Source organism: Streptomyces sp. NPDC058751, assembly GCF_042746485.1.
Lineage (GTDB): Bacteria > Actinomycetota > Actinomycetes > Streptomycetales > Streptomycetaceae > Streptomyces.
Genome location: NZ_JBHYPZ010000027.1, coordinates 87,144 through 106,731, shown reverse-complemented (window position 1 = coordinate 106,731; position 19,588 = coordinate 87,144). Strand labels below are relative to the sequence as shown.

General features: G+C 72.0%; 17 protein-coding genes. 13 read left to right on the top strand and 4 right to left on the bottom strand.

Going from position 1 to position 19,588, the window contains the following annotated elements; genetic code table 11:
- The first annotated feature begins 385 nt into the window (after positions 1-385).
- From ACFW6B_RS24620 to ACFW6B_RS24610, 3 genes are all read left to right on the top strand, one after another.
- Positions 386-961: a hypothetical protein gene (locus ACFW6B_RS24620; RefSeq protein WP_386598776.1), complete on the top strand. Its 576-nt coding sequence runs from the start codon at positions 386-388 to the stop codon at positions 959-961.
- A 380-nt stretch (positions 962-1,341) separates the two neighbouring features.
- Positions 1,342-1,779: a DUF485 domain-containing protein gene (locus tag ACFW6B_RS24615; protein ID WP_386598774.1), complete on the top strand. Its 438-nt coding sequence runs from the start codon at positions 1,342-1,344 to the stop codon at positions 1,777-1,779.
- Positions 1,776-3,386, top strand: a complete 1,611-nt coding sequence (locus tag ACFW6B_RS24610) for a cation acetate symporter (protein WP_386598772.1) — start codon at positions 1,776-1,778, stop codon at positions 3,384-3,386. Before ACFW6B_RS24615 ends, ACFW6B_RS24610 begins: the two co-directional genes overlap by 4 nt.
- Positions 3,387-3,427: 41 nt before the next feature.
- Here the strand turns inward: ACFW6B_RS24610 and ACFW6B_RS24605 are convergent, their stop codons facing one another.
- Together ACFW6B_RS24605 and ACFW6B_RS24600 are read right to left on the bottom strand one after the other, a co-directional pair.
- Positions 3,428-4,921, bottom strand: coding sequence for a long-chain fatty acid--CoA ligase (locus ACFW6B_RS24605; RefSeq protein WP_386598770.1), 1,494 nt, complete (start codon positions 4,919-4,921; stop codon positions 3,428-3,430).
- Positions 4,918-6,057, bottom strand: coding sequence for a TauD/TfdA family dioxygenase (locus tag ACFW6B_RS24600; RefSeq protein WP_386598768.1), 1,140 nt, complete (start codon positions 6,055-6,057; stop codon positions 4,918-4,920). Before ACFW6B_RS24600 ends, ACFW6B_RS24605 begins: the two co-directional genes overlap by 4 nt.
- 159 nt (positions 6,058-6,216) lie before the next feature.
- On the opposite strand from ACFW6B_RS24600, the gene ACFW6B_RS24595 reads away from it, so the two are divergent.
- From ACFW6B_RS24595 to ligA, 10 genes are all read left to right on the top strand, one after another.
- Positions 6,217-7,218, top strand: a complete 1,002-nt coding sequence (locus ACFW6B_RS24595) for an AraC family transcriptional regulator (protein WP_386598766.1) — start codon at positions 6,217-6,219, stop codon at positions 7,216-7,218.
- Positions 7,219-7,573: 355 nt separating this feature from the next.
- Positions 7,574-8,626 carry a 3-keto-5-aminohexanoate cleavage protein gene (locus ACFW6B_RS24590; RefSeq protein WP_103549317.1) on the top strand — a complete coding sequence of 351 codons (1,053 nt, stop codon included), beginning with the start codon at positions 7,574-7,576 and terminating at the stop codon, positions 8,624-8,626.
- A gap of 279 nt (positions 8,627-8,905) precedes the next feature.
- The gene (locus ACFW6B_RS24585) at positions 8,906-9,880 is read left to right on the top strand and encodes a quinone oxidoreductase family protein (protein ID WP_386598763.1); all 975 of its coding nucleotides are present in this window, start codon (positions 8,906-8,908) and stop codon (positions 9,878-9,880) included.
- 149 nt (positions 9,881-10,029) lie between these two features.
- Complete coding sequence (locus ACFW6B_RS24580; protein WP_386598762.1) at positions 10,030-10,938, top strand: TauD/TfdA dioxygenase family protein; 909 nt, start codon at positions 10,030-10,032, stop codon at positions 10,936-10,938.
- 100 nt (positions 10,939-11,038) lie between these two features.
- A complete protein-coding gene (locus tag ACFW6B_RS24575) occupies positions 11,039-12,325 on the top strand; it encodes an MFS transporter (protein ID WP_386598760.1) in 1,287 nt (428 codons plus the stop codon).
- Entirely contained in the window at positions 12,322-12,942 is a 621-nt protein-coding gene (locus ACFW6B_RS24570; protein WP_386598758.1) for an RBBP9/YdeN family alpha/beta hydrolase, read from the top strand. The genes ACFW6B_RS24575 and ACFW6B_RS24570 overlap by 4 nt, the downstream gene beginning before the upstream one ends.
- 30 nt (positions 12,943-12,972) lie before the next feature.
- The gene (locus ACFW6B_RS24565; protein WP_386598756.1) at positions 12,973-14,970 is read left to right on the top strand and encodes an acetoacetate--CoA ligase; all 1,998 of its coding nucleotides are present in this window, start codon (positions 12,973-12,975) and stop codon (positions 14,968-14,970) included.
- A 171-nt stretch (positions 14,971-15,141) separates the two neighbouring features.
- The gene (locus ACFW6B_RS24560) at positions 15,142-15,516 is read left to right on the top strand and encodes a hypothetical protein (protein WP_151471867.1); all 375 of its coding nucleotides are present in this window, start codon (positions 15,142-15,144) and stop codon (positions 15,514-15,516) included.
- A 250-nt stretch (positions 15,517-15,766) separates the two neighbouring features.
- Positions 15,767-16,141 (top strand): ArsR/SmtB family transcription factor, encoded by a 375-nt coding sequence (locus tag ACFW6B_RS24555; protein ID WP_386598820.1) that lies wholly within the window; start codon positions 15,767-15,769, stop codon positions 16,139-16,141.
- Between the two features lie 193 nt (positions 16,142-16,334).
- Positions 16,335-18,428 carry an NAD-dependent DNA ligase LigA gene (gene ligA, locus ACFW6B_RS24550; RefSeq protein WP_386598754.1) on the top strand — a complete coding sequence of 698 codons (2,094 nt, stop codon included), beginning with the start codon at positions 16,335-16,337 and terminating at the stop codon, positions 18,426-18,428.
- A gap of 3 nt (positions 18,429-18,431) precedes the next feature.
- Here the strand turns inward: ligA and ACFW6B_RS24545 are convergent, their stop codons facing one another.
- On the bottom strand, positions 18,432-19,004 hold the full coding sequence (locus ACFW6B_RS24545) for a GNAT family N-acetyltransferase (RefSeq protein ID WP_386598752.1): 573 nt from the start codon (positions 19,002-19,004) through the stop codon (positions 18,432-18,434).
- Positions 19,005-19,074: 70 nt separating this feature from the next.
- The gene (locus ACFW6B_RS24540) at positions 19,075-19,485 is read right to left on the bottom strand and encodes a Fur family transcriptional regulator (RefSeq protein ID WP_386598750.1); all 411 of its coding nucleotides are present in this window, start codon (positions 19,483-19,485) and stop codon (positions 19,075-19,077) included.
- Positions 19,486-19,588: the final 103 nt, after the last annotated feature.

Below are 19,588 nucleotides of genomic sequence, written 5' to 3'. Positions count from 1 at the left end.
ACCTACCGACCGGACCGGCACCCGCCCGGCCACCCGCCCCGGGACCGACCCCCCCCCACCCCCGCGGGGGGCCGGCGGGTGACGCACCCGCCGCCCCCGCCGGGCGGTCCGCCGCACAGGACTCCCCGGCCCCCGCAGCCGATCACGCCCCACGCGTCGCGGCGCCCCGAAAGAGTTCGGCCGGATTCATGGCCGGATCCCGTGCTCCAGGGGACCGGCCCGCCCGCCAGGGGTAGCCCTCCCCGGACACGCCGAAGCGCGCGAGGGTTGGGGGGAGCTGGCCCGAGTGAGTCGGAGGGGGCGGACACCGGAAAAACGCCTGTCAGCACGCGCACAGCGGCGCCGAGCCGTCCGCCGGCTGCGCGCGGAAGGGGCCTACGGGCCCGTGTTCCGTGACGTGCTGCCCGCTCTCGCGGCGGTCGTCGTCATCCTGTGCGCGGTCGTCGCCGGCCTCGCCCTCGGCTATCGCGTGGCCGGTATCGGCGTACCCGTCGGCGCCCTGGCCGTCCTGGCCCTCGTCGCCCCCGCCGCGGTGCGGCGGCACCGGCCGCTGGCCCGTCGGCGCCTCGGCTTCTACACGCCCGAGGAACTCGCGGAGCTGGACACCCAGGGACTGGCCCTGGCCGTCTCCCGCATGCTGCGCCGCGACGGCTGGCGCGTGCTCCCGCAGCGCAGGAGCGAGGCCCGCATCCGGGTCCGCGCGCGCAACGGCGGCGGGCAGCGTCTGGAGGTCGCCTTCCGGCCCGTGGCCGAACCCCTGCCCGACGAGGACGCTCCTTCGCGCTCGGGACGTCCGGGCGGCCCCGCCCCGCCGCTCCGTCTCGTGGTGCACCGCGGGGCCTTCACCCGGCGTGACGTCCAGTGGGCACGACGCCAGGGCGGTGTCCGTCTGATCGACGGCCCGTGCCTGCGGCGCTGGGCCCACGGAACCCCGCTGAACGAACTGGACGACTCCTCCTGAGCCCGTACGGACCCGGCGCCCGCCCGCCCGTGGATCCCCTGCCGGAACACCGGACCGGCCCTCCGCCCGACTCCCGTCCGCCCCTTCCCGAAGCCGCTCCGGACCCCTTTCGGACCACCGACCGACCTCCGACCGGACCCTCGGCCGGACCGTTCCGACGGCCGCACCACCCCCACCACAGTCCCCACTCCGAGCCCGGGCGCAACAGCGGTTTCTCCGACAACAACCGAGGTCAGCGGCCTGGACGTGCTCCGACCAGGTAGTTGGAGGAAAGCCCTTCGCACGGGCCGACGCGCCGCATAGCGTGCGAGGACCCGACCCGTTCCCCCACCGTCCCGCGGTCCGTGCACGCCGGGCCCGCACCCCACCAGGAGACCGGCATGTCGTACGACGGTTCCACCCCGCGGCCCGCGCGACCGCCTCGGGGACACAACAGCTCCTTCGCCCCGCACGTCCCCGACCCGGCCGCGGCGGAACCCTTACGGGGCGGGGCATCACCCCGCGCCTGGACCGGGCACCACCGCGATCTGCGCATCCTGCGGCGCGCCTACCGCCGTCAGCGGCGCGTGACCACCTTCGCGGTGCTCGGCTGCTTCACCCTCTTCCTCGGCCTCTGCGCCGGCCACCCCGCCCTGATGAACCGTCCCGTCGCCGGCGGTCTCCCGGTGGGCCTGGTCGTCGCCCTCGCCCAGATCCCCGCCACCTGGCTCGCCGTGCTCGTCTACGAAAGCACGGCCCGGCGCTTCGTCGACCCCCTCGCACGCCGTGTGAACCGGAGCGTCCCGTGGACCGGCGCCGAGCAGGAACGGAAGCGATGAACACCTTCGCCGGCTCCACGCAGTCCTGGTCCCTCGTCGCCTTCTCCATCGCCGTCACGGTCACCCTGCTGCTGTGCGTGCTGACCGGCCCCGACAGTGACGACCTCGCCGAGTTCTACACCGGATACCGCTCGCTCTCCCCGCTGCGCAACGGGCTCGCCATCGCCGGTGACTACATCTCCGCCGCCACCGTGCTGACCATCGGCGGCGTGATCGCCCTGTGCGGTTTCGACGGGGTCGTCCTCGCGCTCAGCACCCTGCTCTCGCTGCTGGTGCTGATGTTCCTGCTGGCCGAACCCCTGCGGAACACCGGCAAGTTCACCATGGGCGACGTGCTGGCCCGCAGGATGCCCGGACGCTCCGTCCGGATCACGGGCTGCGTCGTCACGATCGCCGCCCTCGTGCCGATGATGCTCGTCCAACTCGCCAGTACCGGGCAGCTGCTGGCGTTCATCCTCGGCTTCACGGACGGCTCCATGAAGACGGGCTGCATCGTGGGGGTCGGCGCCTTGATGATCACGTACGCGGCCATCGGCGGCATGCGGGGCACCGCGTTGATCCAGCTCCTGAAGATGGTCGTGCTCCTCGGTTCCGGGATCGCCGTCTCGCTGCTGGTCCTCGGCCGGTTCCACTGGAACCCGGGTGAGCTGTTCACCACGGCCGCGCGGCGCAGTGGGGCGTCGGACGGGTTCCTGCACGGCGGGCTCCAGTTCGCCGGTGGCCCGCACCCCCGGATCGACATGATCAGTACACAGTTCGCCATCGTGTTCGGCGGTGCCTGTCTGCCGCACGTGACGATGCGGATGTTCACCGCGAACAGCGCGCGCCAGGTACGGCGTTCGATGTCCTGGGCGGTGTCCTCCGTGGCGCTGTTCATGCTCGTGGCGGGTGTCGTCGCCGTCGGCGCCATGGCGATGCTCGGCCGGGCGGGCGTCACCGCCGCCGACCCGCGCGGACACACCGCCTATCTCCTGGGCTCGCGCGCCGCGTTCGGCCCCGTGGTGTCCCGGGCGGAGACCCTCGTGTTCACCACGGTCACGACGGCGCTCTTCCTCACCCTGCTCGCCTCGGTCGCCGGCATGACCCTCGCCTGCGCCAACTCACTGGCCCACGACGTCTTCGCGGGCCGTGACACCACCATGTCCTCCCAGCGCGAGACGGCCTTCGCCCGCGGCTCGGCCCTGGTCGTCGGCGCGCCCGTGATCGCCCTCGCGGTCCTCGTCCAGGACCGGAGCCTGCAGCCGCTCGCCACCATGTCCTTCTGCGTGGGCGCCTCGGCGATCGCACCGGCCCTGGTCTACAGCCTCTTCTGGCGCCGCTACACCCGCGCCGGCCTGCTGAGCACGCTCATCGGCGGCACCCTCGCGGTCCTGGTCCTGATGCCGGGCACCACACTGGTGTCCGGCTCCCCGACGTCCGCCTTTCCCGCCGCCGACTTCAACTGGTTCCCGTTCACCACCACGGGGCTGGTGTCCATCCCGCTGGGCTTCGCGTTCGGCTGGCTCGGCAGCGTGCTGTCCGGACGCCGCGCGGCGGACCGGGAACGCGGGGTGTACGAGAGCGTCGAGAGCCTGATCCTCGCGGGACCTCGGCCGAGGGACCGGTGAGGGCGGCGGGACCGCCGCCCTCACCGGGTCGCCTCACCGGTTCACGAGCCGTCGACCACGATCTCGCGCTTGAGGATCTTGCCCGTGGGCCCCTTCGGCAGTTCCGCCGCGATCGTGACGAGGCGGGGGTACTTGTACGCCGCGACCCGCTCCTTGGCGTGCTCGCGGATCTCCTCGGCCGTGGCCTCGGCGCCCGGCCTGAGCGTGACCACGGCCGCGACCTCCTCGCCGTGCAGGGGGTGCGGCACCCCCACGACGGCAGCCTCGGCGACGGCGGGGTGCTCGTACAGCACCTCCTCGATCTCGCGCGGGTAGACGTTGTAGCCGCCGCGAATGATCATGTCCTTCTTGCGGTCGACGATGAAGTAGAAGCCGTCCTCGTCCACGCGGGCCAGGTCGCCGCTGTGGAACCATCCGTCGCGGACCGCCTCCGCGGTGGCGTCCGGGCGGTTCCAGTACCCGGTCATGATGTTCTCGCCGCGGATGGCGATCTCGCCCACCTCTCCGGGTGCGACCGTGCCGCCGTCCTCGGCGACGAGCCGCATCTCGACCCCGCGGATGGGAACGCCGATCGAGCCCGCCTTGCGCGGACGGTCCGGGTGGTTGAACGCGGCGACCGGTGACGTCTCGGACAGCCCGTAGCCCTCCAGCACGGCCGCGCCGAAGCGCCGCTCGAAACCGTGCAGGACCTCGACCGGGAGCGCGGCCCCGCCCGAGACGGCCAGGCGCAGCCGGCCGGCGTCGAAGCCGTCGGGAAGCTCGGCGTGCAACAGCGCCGCGTACATGGTCGGCACGCCGAGGAAGACGGTGACCCCGTCCCGGGCGATGATCTCCAGGGCGCTTCGCGGGTCGAAGCGGGGCAGCAGGGTCAGGGTGGCGCCGGCCGCGACGGCCGTGTTGAGCGCGCAGGTCTGGCCGAAGGCGTGGAAGAGCGGCAGACCGCCGAAGAGCACGTCCTCCGGTCCGACCTGGAGGAGGGTCTCGGCCGTGGTGAGGGTGTTGCTCGCCAGGTTCCGGTGGGACAGTTCGGCGCCCTTGGGCGTTCCGGTGGTGCCGGAGGTGTAGAGGATGAGGGCGGCGTCGTCGTCGGCCCGGTCCGGGGTGTCGCGCAGGGGTTCGTGGCCGCGCAGCAGGGCGTCGAAGCCCTCGGAGCCGGTCACCAGGCAGTCGGTGCCCGTCTCCGCGGCGGCCTTCGTGACCTCGTCGGCGAACAGGGGGTGCACCAGCGCGACGCGCGCTCCGCAGTCGCGCAGGGTGAAGGCGACCTCGCGGGCCTTGAGCAGCGGGTTCATCGGGACGACGACGGCGCCGGCCCGCAGGATGCCGTAGTAGAGGACCGGGAACGTCGGGACGTTGGGCATGGTCAGCGCCACGCGGTCGCCGGGCAGGACGCCGCGGTCCCGCAGCAGCGCGGCCACCCGTGCGCTGGCGTCGTCGAGTTCGGCGTAGGTGAGCGTGTCGTCGTCGTGGCGGACGGCGACGCGCTCGCCGTGCGCCAGGCAGGTGGCGGCCAGAAGGGTGACGAGATTGGTCATGCCGGGTTTCTCCTTGCATTCGTCGCGCGGGGCGCGGCGGTGCCGCGTGGTCGGATCACATCGCGAAGCGTGACCCAGGGGGGTGCGTCCTGGCCGCCGGGTCCCTGCGGGAAGGCCAGCCAGAGGCGCAGGAGGTGGCGTTCGTGTCCGGACGGTCCATGATCCTCGAACGCCGTACGGGCGTGCATCACCCGGTGCGTGTTGAGCAGGAGCAGGTCCCCGGCCCGCAGGTCGAGGTCGAGCCGGTACTCCGGGGAGGCGGCCAGGGAGTCGACGAGATCGAAGAGTTCCCGGTCCGCCGGTTCCAGGCGGGGCACCTCGGGGAAGCGCTGGGCGGATTCGATGTAGCGCCGGTTGTACCGCATGTTCGGCGCGCCGGCCAGACCGTCGGGGCGGGAGACCAGCGGGGCCGCCGCGCAGGGCGGCTCTCCGGGGGCGTGGTCGCCCCTGCGGTCGAAGTGGTACGTGCCGTACAGGCGCCCGGCGAGGTCGGGGCGCAGCTCCAGCACCGCGTTGTGGACGGCGGCCGCGCTGGCCAGGGAGACGCGTCCGCCGGCGCCGGCCGTGCGCAGCGTCAGCAGGGCCAGGAGATCGGTGGGGTCGGTGTGGAAGGGCAGGGCCTCCCGGGTCTCGTAGCCGCGTGCGGCGGGGTCGCTCAGGCTGCGTCCGGTGTCCCTGACGTGGCCGAGGACGAGCCCGTCGGCGTTCTGCGGCACCGGGTGGCCCAGATGCCTGCCGATCCCCCAGAACACCGTGCTCGCGGCCGTCTCGCCGAGCCGCTCGACGGGGACGCCCCGGACGACCGCGAAGCCCCGTCCGTGTTCGAGGTCGTCGGAGAGGCGGGCCAGGCAGGCGGCGAGGCCGGGGAGCGGGAAGTCGGCGGCCGTCAGCCTCAGCAGGGTGAGGTCCCGTCTGCGGGTCTCGCGCAGGGCGGAGTCGATCTCCGCGAGCTCGGTGTCCGACAGGTGCGTCCGCCACTGCTCGGGGCGGGCGAGCTCCGGGCCCGTCCACACCGAGGGGCCCGAGCAGGGCGTGGGCGGGGCCTGGTCCGGGCGGGCCGGCGCCGCGGCCCGGTCCGGGACCGGGTGGGACGTGGGCGGGGACGTCACCCGGTCCGGGTCCGTCAGTCCTGTCATGTTCGCCTCCAATCCATTGCGCGTTCACCTGCCGGTGAGCGGCCCCCCATGAGCGGCCCGGCAGGTGAACGGCGTCATGCTAGGTTCCTCGACCACCGCCACGCTTGTCATGGCGGGACAGGAGATTTGGCTTTTCGGGACATCCCTGGAGCGTGCCCCATGAGACCTCTGGTCCGCACCGCCGCCCTGAGCGGCTACGTCGAGCTGTGCCGCTCCATGGACATCGATCCGCAGGCGCTGCTGAAACGGGTGGGCCTGGACACCGCCGCCCTCACGGTCCAGGACCGGTGGATCTCCGGCACGGCCGCCGTCCAGGTGCTGGAGCTGTCGGCGGCCGAGTCGGGCCGCGAGGACTTCGGGATACTGCTCGCGGAGTTCCGCCGGTTCTCCACGCTCGGTCCGATCAGTCTCGTGGTCCGCGAGGAACCGGACGTGCGCAGCGCGCTGGAACTGCTGATCCGTCACCAGTACATGTACAACGAGGTGTTGCACACCCGGCTGTCCGAGGGCGACGGACTGGCCACGCTGAAGGTGGACCTGCGGCTCGGCGAGGCCATGCAGTCCCGGCAGGCGACGGAGCTGGCCGTCGCCGCCTTCCACCGCATCCTCAGCGACTTCCTGCACGCCCGCTGGCAGCCGCTGTCCGTGTGGTTCCGGCACCCCGCGCCGGCGGACGCCTCGACGCACCTGCACGCGTTCGGGCCCATCGTGGAGTTCGGCCGCGAGATCGACGGGATCGTCTTCTACGCCGACGACCTCGACGCGCCCAACGCCATGGCGGACCCGTTGATGCGCGAGTACGCCCGTCAGTACTTCGACGCGATCGCCGTACCGAAGGACACCACCGCCGCGGACCGGGTGCGTGAACTCATCGAGGTGCTGCTGCCGACCGGGCGCTGCTCGGTCGAGCAGGTCGCCCGCAGCCTCGGGGTCGACCGGCGCACGGTCCACCGCCACCTGGCCGAGTCGGGCGAGACGTTCTCCTCGCTCCTCAACGTCACCCGGCGCCATCTGGCGGAGCAGTTCGTGGCGAACCCCCGGCGATCGCTCACGGAGATCTCCGAACTGCTGGGCTTCTCGTCGCCGAGCGGGTTCTCGCGGTGGTTCCGCGAGCAGTTCGGATGCAGCCCGAGGGCGTGGCGCGGGAGCAGGCCCTCGTAGCAACTCCCCTTGTGCGACTGGAGTGGTGGGCGGGGTCCGTTCTCCGGCCGTGCGCCTCCCCGCCCGGCTCTCCGCCGCACCGATGTCCCCAAATGACAAATCATCCGTCCCCTGAAGGCAAGCGCGTCCCCGGACTCGGCCCTACCTTTGCACCACCGCACAGCAGAACGCGGTCTGCCGTCGGAGGGAGCCGAACCACTCCCCCGGGCTCCCTCCGGACCGGCCGACCGCAGCGGGCCGCCCCACGCCCGCTTTCACCGGTGACCCGCATCGATCCCCGCCGGACGTCCGAGGCCGCGCAGTGAGCGGCGATGCCCCCGGCGAGTGATCACCGATCCGACGAAGGAGACGGACCGTGCATTTCCACGACGACTCGCTCTTCCCCGAGAACCAGGAAAAACTCGTCATCCAGGCCGCTCCCTACGGGCCCGAATGGCTTCCCGGCGACGCCGACGACCTTCCCCTGACGATGGACGAGCACGTACAGGCGGCCGTCGACTGTTACAACGCCGGTGCCACCGTTCTCCACATCCACGTCCGTGAGCTGGACGGCAAGGGCTCCAAGCGCCTGTCCATGTTCAACGAGCTGATCGGACGACTGCGCGAGGCCGTGCCGGACATGGTCCTGCAGATCGGCGGGTCGATCTCCTTCGCCCCGGAGGGCGAGGGCTCGGAAGCCAAGTGGCTCGACTTCGACAGCCGTCACATGCTCGCCGACCTGGACCCGAAGCCGGACCAGGTGACGATCGCGATCAACACCAGCCAGATGAACATCGTCGAGATCATGACCGACGACGACCTGGAGGGCACCTCGATCGCCAAGCCCGACTACTACAAGGCGTACCGGGACATGTACCTGGAGGCCGGCCCCGACTTCTACCTGGAGCACCTCAAGCGCCTCGGCGAGAGCGGTATCCAGCCGCACTTCCAGCTCGCCACCCTGGCCCAGCTCGAAACTGTGGAGCGGCTCATCCGGTCCGGTGTCTACACGGGCCCGCTGGTCCTCAACTACGTCGCGATCGGCGGCGGTTTCGCGGGCCGCCACCCCGCGGACCTGATCGAGTTCGTCCGTCGCGTCCCCGACGGCGCCGTCCTCACCATCGAGAGCTCCATGCGTGCCGTGGCGCCCATGAACGCGATCGGCATCGCGCTCGGAGTGCACGTCCGGGTGGGCAACGAGGACAACCTGTGGCGTCGCAAGGGCGAGCGCATGTCCAGTGTCGAGCAGGTCGAGCAGATGGTGCAGATCTCCCAGGCGCTCGGCCGTGACATCGCGACCGGCGCGGAGGCCAGGAAGATCTACAAGATCGGCGAGACCTACTCGAGCACCGACGAGACGCTCGCCCAGCTCGGCATGGTGCCCAACCGCCGTCCCGGACAGCGCGGCTTCATGCTCCGCGACGCCTGATCCCTCGGCTCCCCGCCGCGCCGGTCCGTACATCCGCGCCGGTCCGCGCCTCCGGGCAGGTCCATGCCTCCGGACAGGTCCATACGTCCGGACAGGTCCGTGCCTCCGGCCCCGGTCCGTCCGTGGGCCCGCCCGCCTGCGGGACGGGCCCCGGGACCGCCCGTCCGGCTCCCGCACCGGCCGGTTCGCCACGCCACGGGGCCGCCGGGGCCAGACCCCCCGGTTCCGGCGGCCCCTTCCTCTGCCCCATCCACCCGACACGAACAACGGAGCGCCCCCGTGGCCCACGCCATTCGATTCAAGGAGACCGGCGGTCCCGAGGTCCTGCGCTGGGAGGAGGTCGTCGTCGGCGACCCCGGCCCCGGTGAGGTCCGGATCCGCCACCACGCCGTCGGACTCAACTTCGCCGACACCTACTTCCGTACCGGGCTCTACCCGGCGCCGCTGCCCGCCGGACTCGGCGTCGAGGCGGCGGGCGTGGTCGAGGCGGTCGGCGCGGGCGTCACCGGGTTCGCCGAGGGCGACCGGGTCACGTACACCGGAAGCCCGCTCGGCGCCTACAGCACCGAGCGCGTCATGCCCGTCGGCTCCCTGATCAAGCTGCCGGACGGCATCGCCTTCGAGACCGCCGCGGCGATGACCATGCGCGGCCTGACCTCCTCGTACCTGCTCCGCAGGATCCACCCCCTCGAGGAGGGCGACACGATCCTGCTGACCGCGGCGGCGGGCGGCGTCGGCCTCATCGTCTGCCAGTGGGCCAAGCTCCTCGGACTGAACGTCATCGGCACCGTCTCCACCGAGGAGAAGGCCGAACTGGCCCGGGCGCACGGCTGCGACCACGTCATCCACTACCAGCGGGAGAACGTGGCCGAGCGGGTGCGCGAACTCACCGACGGGGCCGGGGTCCCGGTCGTCTTCGACAGCGTCGGCAAGACCACGTACGCCTCCTCGCTCGCCTCGCTGCGCCGCCGCGGCCTGCTCGTCTGCTTCGGCACCGCCTCCGGACCGGTACCGCCCATCGACGCGATGCAACTCGCCGTCCAGGGCTCCCTGTTCGTCACGCGGCCCGCGCTCGCCGACTACATCGCTGACCCCGCGGAACGGGCGGAGCTCGCCGGCGAGCTCTTCGACCACGTCGTCTCCGGCCGCATCGACATCCAGGTCAACCAGCGCTTCGCCCTGGAGGACGCCGCCCAGGCGCACCGCGAACTGGAAGCGGGCCGGACCACCGGATCGTCCGTCTTCGTCCTCTGACCCCGGCGCCTCCCGCGCTCGACTCCCCTTCGGTTCCCGGCACTTCCCGCGGTCGGTCCTTCGACCGCCGGAACCCGCGTGCGGGCGACTCCCGCGCGTTTCCCAGCACTTCCCCTCGGTCAACTCAACTGCCTCCAGGAGGAAGCACCATGGAACACACGCTCGCTCCCCCCGAGGGCGCGCAGGTCCGCGCCCATCACCGCGGCTCGATCCGGGTCGAACCGCTGACCTGCACGATCGGCGCGGAACTGTCCGGTGTGGACCTCGCCGACGCCGCACGCGACGACGACCTCTTCGCCGAGATCAAGTCCCTGCTGCTCCAGTACAAGGTGCTGTTCCTGCGCGACCAGGACTTCACCCGTGCCGAACACGTCGCCTTCGCCCGGCGTTTCGGCGAGCTGGAGGACCACCCGGTGGCCGGCAGCGACCCCGAGCACCCCGGCCTGGTGCGGATCTACAAGGACCTCGACAGCCCGGCCGAGCACTACGAGAACGCCCTGCACACCGACGGCACCTGGCGCGAGAACCCGGCGATGGGCGCGGTGCTGCGCTGTATCGAGGGGCCGCCCGTCGGCGGGGACACCATCTGGGTCAACATGGCCGAGGCGTACCGCCGGCTGCCCGAGGACGTCCGTACCAAGATCCGGGGGCTGCGGGCCCGGCACAGCATCGAGGCCACCTTCGGCGCCGTGATGCCCGAGGAGAAGCGGCACGCCCTCAAGGCGCAGTTCCCGGACGCGGAGCACCCGGTGGTGCGCGTCCACCCGGAGACCGGGGAGGAGATCCTCTTCGTCAACGCGTTCACCACCCACTTCGTCAACTACCACACGCCCGGGAACGTGCGGTTCGGGCACGACTTCGCCCCCGGCGCGAGCCTCCTGCTCAACCACCTGATCGCCCAGGCCTCGATCCCGGAGTACCAGGTGCGCTGGCGCTGGACCCCGAACAGCGTCGCCATCTGGGACAACCGCTCCACCCAGCACTACGCCGTACAGGACTACTGGCCCGCCGTCCGCCGCATGGAGCGCGCGGGAATCGTCGGCGACAGACCGTTCTGACCTCTCTTTTCCAACAGCGCGTGAGGTGATGACAATGGAGTTGCACACCACTGCCGGCCCCGTCCCCGGGGCGGACACGACCGCCTCGTCCGGATGGCCCGTGTCCCGACGCTACGCCTGGGTGGTCTTCGCCCTCAGTTTCGGCCTGCTGCTGTCCGACTACATGTCCCGGCAGGTCCTCAACGCCGTCTTCCCTGACCTCAAGAGCGAATGGCTGCTCTCGGACGCCAGGCTCGGCACGCTCAGCAGCATCGTCGCCCTCATGGTCGGGCTGCTCACCTTCCCCATGTCCCTGATCGCCGACCGCTGGGGACGGGTCAAGAGCCTGCTGCTCGCCGCGGTGATGTGGAGCGTGGCGACCCTCGGCTGCGCGCTCTCCGCGAACTACGACCAGATGTTCGTCGGCCGGCTCTTCGTCGGCATCGGCGAGGCGGCGTACGGAAGCGTCGGCATCGCCGTCGTCCTGAGCATCTTCCCCCTGGGCCTGCGCGCCACCCTCTCCGGTGCCTTCATCGCGGGCGGCGCCTTCGGCTCGGTCCTCGGTGTGTCGGTCGGCGGCGCCGTCGCCGAACACTTCGGCTGGCGCTGGGCGTTCGGCGTCATGGGCGTCTTCGGCCTGGTGCTGGCCGCGGTCTACGGCCTCGTCGTCACCGAGAAGAGGCTGCGGCCGAAGGACGCTCCCGCCGACGCCGAGTCCGGTCCCGGACTCCAGGGACGGCTGCGTACGCTGCTGCCCCGGCTGTTCTCCTCCGTGTCGGTGATCAGCGCCTACGTGGGCAGCGGTCTCCAGCTGTTCATCGCCGCGTCCCTGATGGCCTGGCTGCCCAGCTACTTCAACCGCTACTACGACATGCCCACCGCCAAGGCGGGCGCGACCGCCGGGATCTTCATCCTCGTCATCGGCGTCGGCATGATCGGCGGCGGCATCGTCTCCGACCGCATCTGCCGGGCGTTCCCCATCCGCAAGTGGGCGGTCGCCATCGGGTGCAGCCTCGGCTCGCTCGTCCTGCTCATGGCCGCCTTCCAGCTGCCGACCGGCCCCCTCCAGCTGGCGGTGCTGGCGGCCGGAGCCCTGCTGTCGGCCGGCACGGCCGGTCCCGCGACCGCCATGGTGGCCAACCTGACCCCCGCGGCCATCTCCGCGACGGCCTTCGCCACCCTGACCCTCGCCAACAGCCTGCTCGGGCTGGCTCCCGGGCCCGCCGTGACGGGCGCGCTCGCCGACGGCATGGGGCTGCTCGGCGCCCTGCGGATCGTCCCGCTCGCGGCGCTCGCCGCCACCGCGGCGTTCCTGGTCGGACGCCACTTCTACGAGCGTGACCTGCGACGTCTGACGGACGGCCCCGCCCCCGCGGCGGAACCGGCGGAGACGGTGGTGACCGCGTGAGCGCCGGAACCGACCCGGTGACCGGGGCCTCCGCTCCGGTCACCGGGACCACCGGCCCGGTGGTCGTGATCGTCCCGGGGCTGCGCGACCACGTCGCCGACCACTGGCAGACCCTGCTGGCGGACCGGCTGGCCGAGGCCGGGCGCACCGTGCTCACCGTCCCGCCGCTCACCGAGGACGCCCTGAGCCGCGAGGCCCGTGTGGCGGCGCTCGACAAGGTGGTCTCGGAGGCCGGGGGCCCCGTCGTCCTCGTCGCGCACAGCGCCGGCGTGATCACCACGGTCCACTGGGCCCAGGAGCACACGGCCCAGGTGCGCGGAGCGCTGCTCGCGACACCGCCGGACTTCGACACCCCGCTCCCCGAGGGTTACCCGACCCCGGAGGTGCTCCGCGAGAACGGCTGGACACCGGTGCCCCGGACCCCGCTGCCCTTCCCGAGCATCGTCGCGGCCAGCGCGAACGACCCCCTCGGCGCGGCCGAGCGGATCGCCGCACTGGCCGGCGACTGGGGCGGCGCCCTGGTGGAACTCGGCGAGGTCGGCCATCTCAACCCCGCGTCCGGCCACGGCCCGTGGCCGCGCGCGGAAGAACTGCTCCACGACGCGGAAACCGTCTGAGACACCGCGTCCAGCCCAGGAAGGCATCCGATGAACACCGACACCGACCTGCTGTGGTCCCCCGGTCGCGCCGAGTTGGAGGGGTCCGGCGTCGCCGGCTTCATGGACTGGCTGAGCGACGTACGGGGACTGCGGTTCTCCGGCTACGCCGAGCTGTGGCGGTGGAGCTCCACCGATCTCGCGGCGTTCTGGTCGGCGGTGTGGGAGTTCTACGGGCTGGACGCGGTCAGCGGTTACGACGCGGTGCTGGGCGACGCCTCGATGCCAGGTGCCACGTGGTTCCCCGGCGCCCGGCTGAACTTCGCCGAACGCTGCCTCGCCCGGGCGACCGACGCCCGCCCCGCCCTCGTCTGCCTGACCGAGGACGGGGCGCCCGAGGAGACCTCCTGGCACGAACTGCGCCGACAGGTGGCCGACGTCTCGGCGGCGCTGCGCCGCATGGGCGTGGAGCCCGGCGACTGCGTGGCCGGATACCTCCCCAACCTCCGCCAGACCGTGGTGGCGCTGCTCGCCACGGCCGCCGTCGGCGCCGTGTGGACCGCCTGTTCGCCGGACTTCGGCACGCCCTCCGTGCTCGCCCGGCTCCGCCAGGCGCGGCCGGTGGTCCTGGTCGCGGCGGACGGGTACCGCTACGGCGGCAAGAGCTACGACAGGCGCCCGGAGGTCGCCGAACTCGTGGACGGGCTGCCCACCGTCCGCCACGTCCTCGCCGTCGACAGCCTCTTCCCCGCCCCGGCCGAACCGTGGTCCGGGCGGCCTGACGTCCACCAGCACACCTGGTCGGCGCTGCCCGCGGCGGACGGCCCGCCGGAGTTCGCCGACGTGCCCTTCGACCACCCGCTGTGGATCCTGTGGTCGTCGGGAACCACGGGGATACCGAAGGGGATCGTGCAGGGCCACGGCGGGATCGTCGTCGAACTGCTCAAGGCGCTCGGCCTGGGCGTCGACCTGCGCGCGGACGACCGCTACCTCTTCGTCACCTCCACGAGCTGGATGGTGTGGAACTTCCTGGTCGGCGGACTGCTGCACGGCAGCACCGTCGTCCTGTACGACGGCAGCCCCACGTACCCCGGCGTCGACGGCGTCTGGGAGATCGCCGAGCGGACCGGGGCGACCGTGCTCGGTCTGGGTGCCGCCTATCTCACCGCGGCCGAGAAGGCGGACACGCGTCCCGCGGACGCCTTCGGGCTCGGCCGGCTGCGGACCGTCCTGCAGACCGGGTCGACCCTGCCGCCCGGCACCTGGCGGTGGGTCCACGACCGGCTGCCCGGAGCGCGGCTCCAGTCCATCTGCGGCGGCACCGACGTCTGCTCGGTCCTCGCGGGAAGCACCCCGCTGCTGCCCGTCCGCGTCGGCCGCATCCAGGCGCCCGCCCTCGGCGTGGCCCTGGCCTCCTGGGACCTCGAGGGGCGTCCGCTGACGGGCGGGCAGGGCGAGATGGTGGTGACGGCGCCGCTGCCGTCCATGCCGCTCCGCTTCGTCGGCGACCCGGACGGCACCCGCTACCGGGCCAGTTACTTCGACACCTACCCCGGGGTCTGGCGGCACGGCGACTGGGTCACCATCGACGCCGACCTGTCGGTCGTCGTCGCGGGACGCTCCGACTCCACCCTGAACCGCTCCGGGGTCCGCATGGGATCGGCCGACATCTACGCCGTGGTCGACCAGCTGCCCGAGATCGCCGACAGTCTCGTCATCGGTGTCGAGGAGCCCGACGGCGCCTACTTCATGCCGCTGTTCGTCGTGCCCGCCGAGGGCACCACGCTCGACGACGGCCTGCGCCGCCGCATCGCCACGGCCATCAGGGGCCGGCTGTCGCCGCGCCACGTGCCCGACGCGATCGTGCCGGTCCCCGCCGTCCCGCGCACCCTCACCGGCAAGAAGCTCGAGGTCCCGGTCAAGCGCGTCCTCCAGGGCGCCCGCCCCGGCGAGGTCAGCAGCGCGGGCTCCATCACCCACCCGGAGATGCTGGCGTGGTTCGCGGAGTTCGCCGCCACCCGCGCGGCGGACGCCGGACGCCATTCGTGATCAATGACGGGCCAGCGGCGATCAATTACCTGTCACGCCGTACGCCTTTCGGCGCTCCTTCCGCCAGTCCCGAAACAACCCGGCCGCCCACGGCGGACGGTCCGTAGTGTCCGGGACACCGGCCGGTCGGGAACTCCTCCGTCCGCGCGGTGACCCGAAGGAGACATCGGTATGGCAAATGTGGAGATCTCCCTCAAGGAGACGATGACGTCGATCGAGGGCGCGCTCGGCGTCGCCCTCGTCGACTACACGAGCGGCATGGCGCTGGGCACGCTGGGGGGCGGCAAGGACCTCGACCTGAACGTCGCCGCGGCCGGCAACACCGACGTGGTCCGGGCCAAGGTGCGCACCATGGAACACCTCGGGCTCAAGAGCAAGATCGAGGACGTACTCATCACGCTCTCGAGTCAGTACCACCTGATCCGGCCGCTCACGGGCCGCGACGGCAACGGGCTGTTCCTGTACCTCGTGCTCAACAAGACGACGTCCAACCTGGCCATGGCCCGCCACCAGCTCGCACGCATCGAAGCCGAACTAGAGGTGTAGACAACCACGTTCCCCACGCCTCCGCATGCCCACGACTTGAAGACTTCTTCAATTAGGTACATCCAGATGGAGTCAATCGCGTGGGCGTGCGGAGGCGGAGCCGCCAGGATCGGTCTTCAGGCACGGTTCGCGGCGGGCACGCGGACAGCCACCGCACCAGCCGGAGAAACAGCCCGTCCCCAGGCGGCAGGGAGCGAACGATTTGACCAGGCAGGTCCCCCTCTACCAGGCCAAGGCCGAGTTCTTCCGCATGCTCGGACACCCCGTACGCATCCGGGTCCTGGAACTGCTGCAGAGCGGCCCCGTCTCGGTGCGCGACCTGCTCAGCGAGATCGAGGTCGAACCGTCCAACCTCTCGCAGCAGCTGGCCGTGCTGCGCCGCTCGGGCATCGTGGTGTCCATCCGCGAGGGTTCGACCGTCAGTTACGCGCTGGCGGGCGGCGACGTCGCCGAACTGCTGCGCGCCGCCCGCCGCATCCTCACCGAACTGCTGGCCGGGCAGACCGAGTTGCTCGCCGAACTGCGCCAGGCGGACGTCAACACGGGCCTGCCTCCCGGTCCGCACGAGCCCGACCTCGTCGTCACCCGGTCCCCGCGGCCCTCTCCCGCGGTCCGCGGACACTGACTCCAGACGTCCAGGACGCCCCCCGACGGTCCGTCAGGCCCAGCCCTTGCGCGCCGCGTGCCGGCCGAGCCGGATACGGCTCTCGGCGGTGTTGTCGTCGCGCGACACGACGCTCTGCTCGGGCACCGTCATCGACCGCACCTCGTGCCCCGCAGACTCCTGCCGGAGGGCGTTGTCAGTGGTGGCAGGCAGGATGGCGGGTATGACAACACCTGTTGCAGTGATCGTGGATGCCGTCGCCTACGCGCAGGCGGTCGAGGACGCGGTGAAGGCGTCGGCCGCCTACTACGGGGGCGGCACGTCCGCGCTGGACGACGACGCGTACGACCGGCTGGTACGGGGCATCGCCGCGTGGGAGGCCGAGCATCCCGATCAGGTGCTGCCCGACTCGCCGAGCGGGAAGGTCGCGGGCGGCGCCGTCGAGGGCGACGTCCCGCACACGGTGCCGATGCTGAGCCTGGACAACGTCTTCTCGTCCGAGGAGTTCACCGCCTGGACGGCGTCGCTGGCCCGCCGGACCGGGCATGAGGTGGAGCGTTACAGCGTCGAGCCGAAGCTCGACGGCCTGGCCGTCGCCGCGCGCTACCGCCAGGGCCGGCTCACCCGGCTGATCACCCGCGGGGACGGCACGGCCGGTGAGGACGTCTCGCACGCCATAGGGACGATCGAGGGCCTGCCCCGTGAGCTCACCGAGCCGCTCACCCTGGAGGTCCGCGGCGAAGTCCTCATGACGACGGCGCAGTTCGAGCACGCCAACGAGGTGCGCACCGAGCACGGCGGACAGCCCTTCGCCAACCCCCGCAACGCCGCGGCGGGCACGCTGCGCGCCAAGGAGCGCGCCTACACCGTTCCGATGACCTTCTTCGGCTACGGACTGCTGCCGACGCCCGGCACCGACACCGGTACGGCCGCCCGGCTGGACGAGCTCGCGCACAGCGAACTCATGGCGCGCGCCGCCGAGCTGGGCGTGAACACCACCGCGAGCACGGCCGTCCCCGGCATCACGGCGGCGACCACCGAGCAGGTCCTGACCCGCGTCCAGGAGATCGGGGCGCTGCGCGCCGAGCTGCCGTTCGGCATCGACGGGATCGTCGTCAAGGCGGACCTCGCGGCCGACCAGCGGGCCGCGGGGTCCGGTTCACGCGCGCCGCGCTGGGCGATCGCGTACAAGCTCCCGGCCGTCGAGAAGATCACCCGGCTGCTGGCGGTCGAGTGGAACGTGGGCCGCACCGGCATCGTCGCCCCGCGCGCGGTGCTGGAACCGGTCGAGATCGACGGCTCCACCATCACGTACGCCACCCTGCACAACCCGGCGGACATCACGCGTCGCGATCTGCGTCTCGGCGACCATGTGATGGTCCACCGCGCCGGCGACGTCATCCCCCGCGTCGAAGCGCCCGTCGCCCATCTGCGCACCGGCGAGGAACAGCCCATCCTCTTCCCCGAGGCGTGCCCGAACTGCGGATCCGCCATCGACACCAGCGAACAGCGCTGGCGCTGCGAGCAGGGCCGCAACTGCCGTCTTGTCGCCGCGCTCTCGTACGCGGCGGGCCGCGACCAGCTCGACATCGAGGGCCTCGGACACACACGGGTCGTCCAGCTCGTCGAGGCCGGTCTGGTCGCCGATCTCGCCGGTCTGTTCGACCTGACCCGCGAGCAGCTCCTCGGCCTGGAACGGATGGGCGAGACCAGTACGGACAACCTCCTCGCGGCGATCGGGACGGCCAAGGGCAGACCTCTGTCCCGGGTGCTGTGCGCGCTCGGTGTCCGCGGTACCGGCCGCTCCATGTCCCGGCGCATCGCGCGGTACTTCGCCACCATGGACGCCATACGCGCGGCGGATGCGGAAACGATGCAGCAGGTCGAGGGCATCGGCACGGAGAAGGCTCCCTCGATCGTCGCGGAGCTGGCCGAACTCGCCCCGCTCATCGACAGGCTCGTCGCCGCCGGGGTCAACATGACCGAGCCCGGGGCGACTCCGCCCGCCGCGCCCGGCGAGGACGGTCCGGACGCGGAGGAGGACGAGACGGCGGGCGGGCCGCTGGCCGGGATGACGGTGGTGGTCACCGGCGCGATGACGGGGGCCCTGGAGGCGCTCAGCCGCAACCAGATGAACGAGCTGATCGAGCGCGCCGGGGGCCGTTCCTCCTCCAGCGTGTCGAAGAGGACGACGCTGGTCGTCGCCGGTGAGGGCGCCGGGTCCAAGCGCGCCAAGGCCGAGACGCTCGGGGTCAGGCTCGCGGCACCCGAGGAGTTCGCCGAACTCGTCGCCGACTACCTCGTCTGACCGCTAGAGCCTGTCGTTCGGATCACGTGGCGGTGCGTCGATCCGCCGGGTCAGCACCCGGCCCGGCCAGGTTCCGGACAGGAACCGTTCGGCGGGGGTGAATCCCTGGCGCTCGTAGAACGCGACCAGCTCACCCCCGCCGCCCGCCCAGCAGTCGACCCTGAGCAGTCCGACGCCGGCCCGCCGCGTCTCCTCGGCGGCGTGGGCCAGCAGCGCCGCCCCGATGCCGTGCCCGGCGTACCGGCGGTCGGACACCAGCAGCCGGACGTACCGCTCGGGTTCTCCGGCGGCCTCGATCGGCATCTGCGGACTGGGCCCGGTGTCGAGGACCATGGCTCCCACGGGTGTTCCGCCGGCCTCCGCGACGAAGGGCGCGTTCTCGGTCAGGTACCGCCGCACGCGCTCGGCCCCGCCCGCCGTCCTCGAGTACGGGGTCGTGCCCCACTGCTCGGTGTTGCCCCGGGCGTTCATCCAGATCACCGCTCTGTCGAGCATGTCCAGGATGACCGGCTCGTCGGCGGGGCCGCCCGGCCGGATCCGTATCGCCGGTGAGAGGTCCCGCTCGCTCTTGATCATGTCCGAAGCCTAGGCCAGGTCCTGGCGCCGCGGCAGGCCCCGGACACAAGGCCCCGGTGCCGGGCAGGCGCTAGGCGCACGAAGGGCACAGCCCCCGGTACGTGACCTCGACGGCGGCCACCGTGAAACCGAACCGTTCCGTCGCCGGGAGGTCGGCCAGCGGGTCGCCGGTCGGGTGGACGTCGCGGACGGTGCCGCAGGCGGAGCACACCAGATGCTGGTGCGGGCGGTGCGCGTTGGGGTCGTAGCGCTTGGCGCGGCCGTCGGTGGAGACCTCGATGACCTCGCCGAGCAGGACCAGCTCGCCCAGGGCGTTGTAGACGGTCGCCCGGGAGATCTCGGGCAGCCGCTCGGCCGCGCGGGCGTGCACCTCGTCGGCCGTGAGGTGCACGTGGTCGCCGTCGAGGACCTCCGCAACGACACGCCGCTGGGAAGTCATGCGCCAGCCGCGTCCTCGCAGTCGCTCCAGCAGGTCACTCATGTCGGTTCACCTTTTCGGGATCAGTGGGACCCGCAGTTTATCGGGGCGCATCCTGGGTCCGATCGAATATGGGCCTGGTGTTCATCTTGACTTGGACTCTGTC

Bases quoted from the DNA above. Each gene is read 5' to 3' on its own strand.
- ACFW6B_RS24595 (WP_386598766.1), top strand. From the start codon at position 6,217: ATGAGACCTCTGGTCCGCACCGCCGCCCTGAGCGGCTACGTCGAGCTG.
- ACFW6B_RS24555 (WP_386598820.1), top strand. From the start codon at position 15,767: ATGCTCGGACACCCCGTACGCATCCGGGTCCTGGAACTGCTGCAGAGC.
- ACFW6B_RS24545 (WP_386598752.1), bottom strand. From the start codon at position 19,004: ATGATCAAGAGCGAGCGGGACCTCTCACCGGCGATACGGATCCGGCCG.
- ACFW6B_RS24615 (WP_386598774.1), top strand. From the start codon at position 1,342: ATGTCGTACGACGGTTCCACCCCGCGGCCCGCGCGACCGCCTCGGGGA.
- ACFW6B_RS24600 (WP_386598768.1), bottom strand. From the start codon at position 6,057: ATGACAGGACTGACGGACCCGGACCGGGTGACGTCCCCGCCCACGTCC.
- ACFW6B_RS24560 (WP_151471867.1), top strand. From the start codon at position 15,142: ATGGCAAATGTGGAGATCTCCCTCAAGGAGACGATGACGTCGATCGAG.
- ACFW6B_RS24610 (WP_386598772.1), top strand. From the start codon at position 1,776: ATGAACACCTTCGCCGGCTCCACGCAGTCCTGGTCCCTCGTCGCCTTC.
- ACFW6B_RS24565 (WP_386598756.1), top strand. From the start codon at position 12,973: ATGAACACCGACACCGACCTGCTGTGGTCCCCCGGTCGCGCCGAGTTG.
- ACFW6B_RS24540 (WP_386598750.1), bottom strand. From the start codon at position 19,485: ATGAGTGACCTGCTGGAGCGACTGCGAGGACGCGGCTGGCGCATGACT.
- ACFW6B_RS24605 (WP_386598770.1), bottom strand. From the start codon at position 4,921: ATGACCAATCTCGTCACCCTTCTGGCCGCCACCTGCCTGGCGCACGGC.
- ligA (WP_386598754.1), top strand. From the start codon at position 16,335: ATGGCGGGTATGACAACACCTGTTGCAGTGATCGTGGATGCCGTCGCC.
- ACFW6B_RS24580 (WP_386598762.1), top strand. From the start codon at position 10,030: ATGGAACACACGCTCGCTCCCCCCGAGGGCGCGCAGGTCCGCGCCCAT.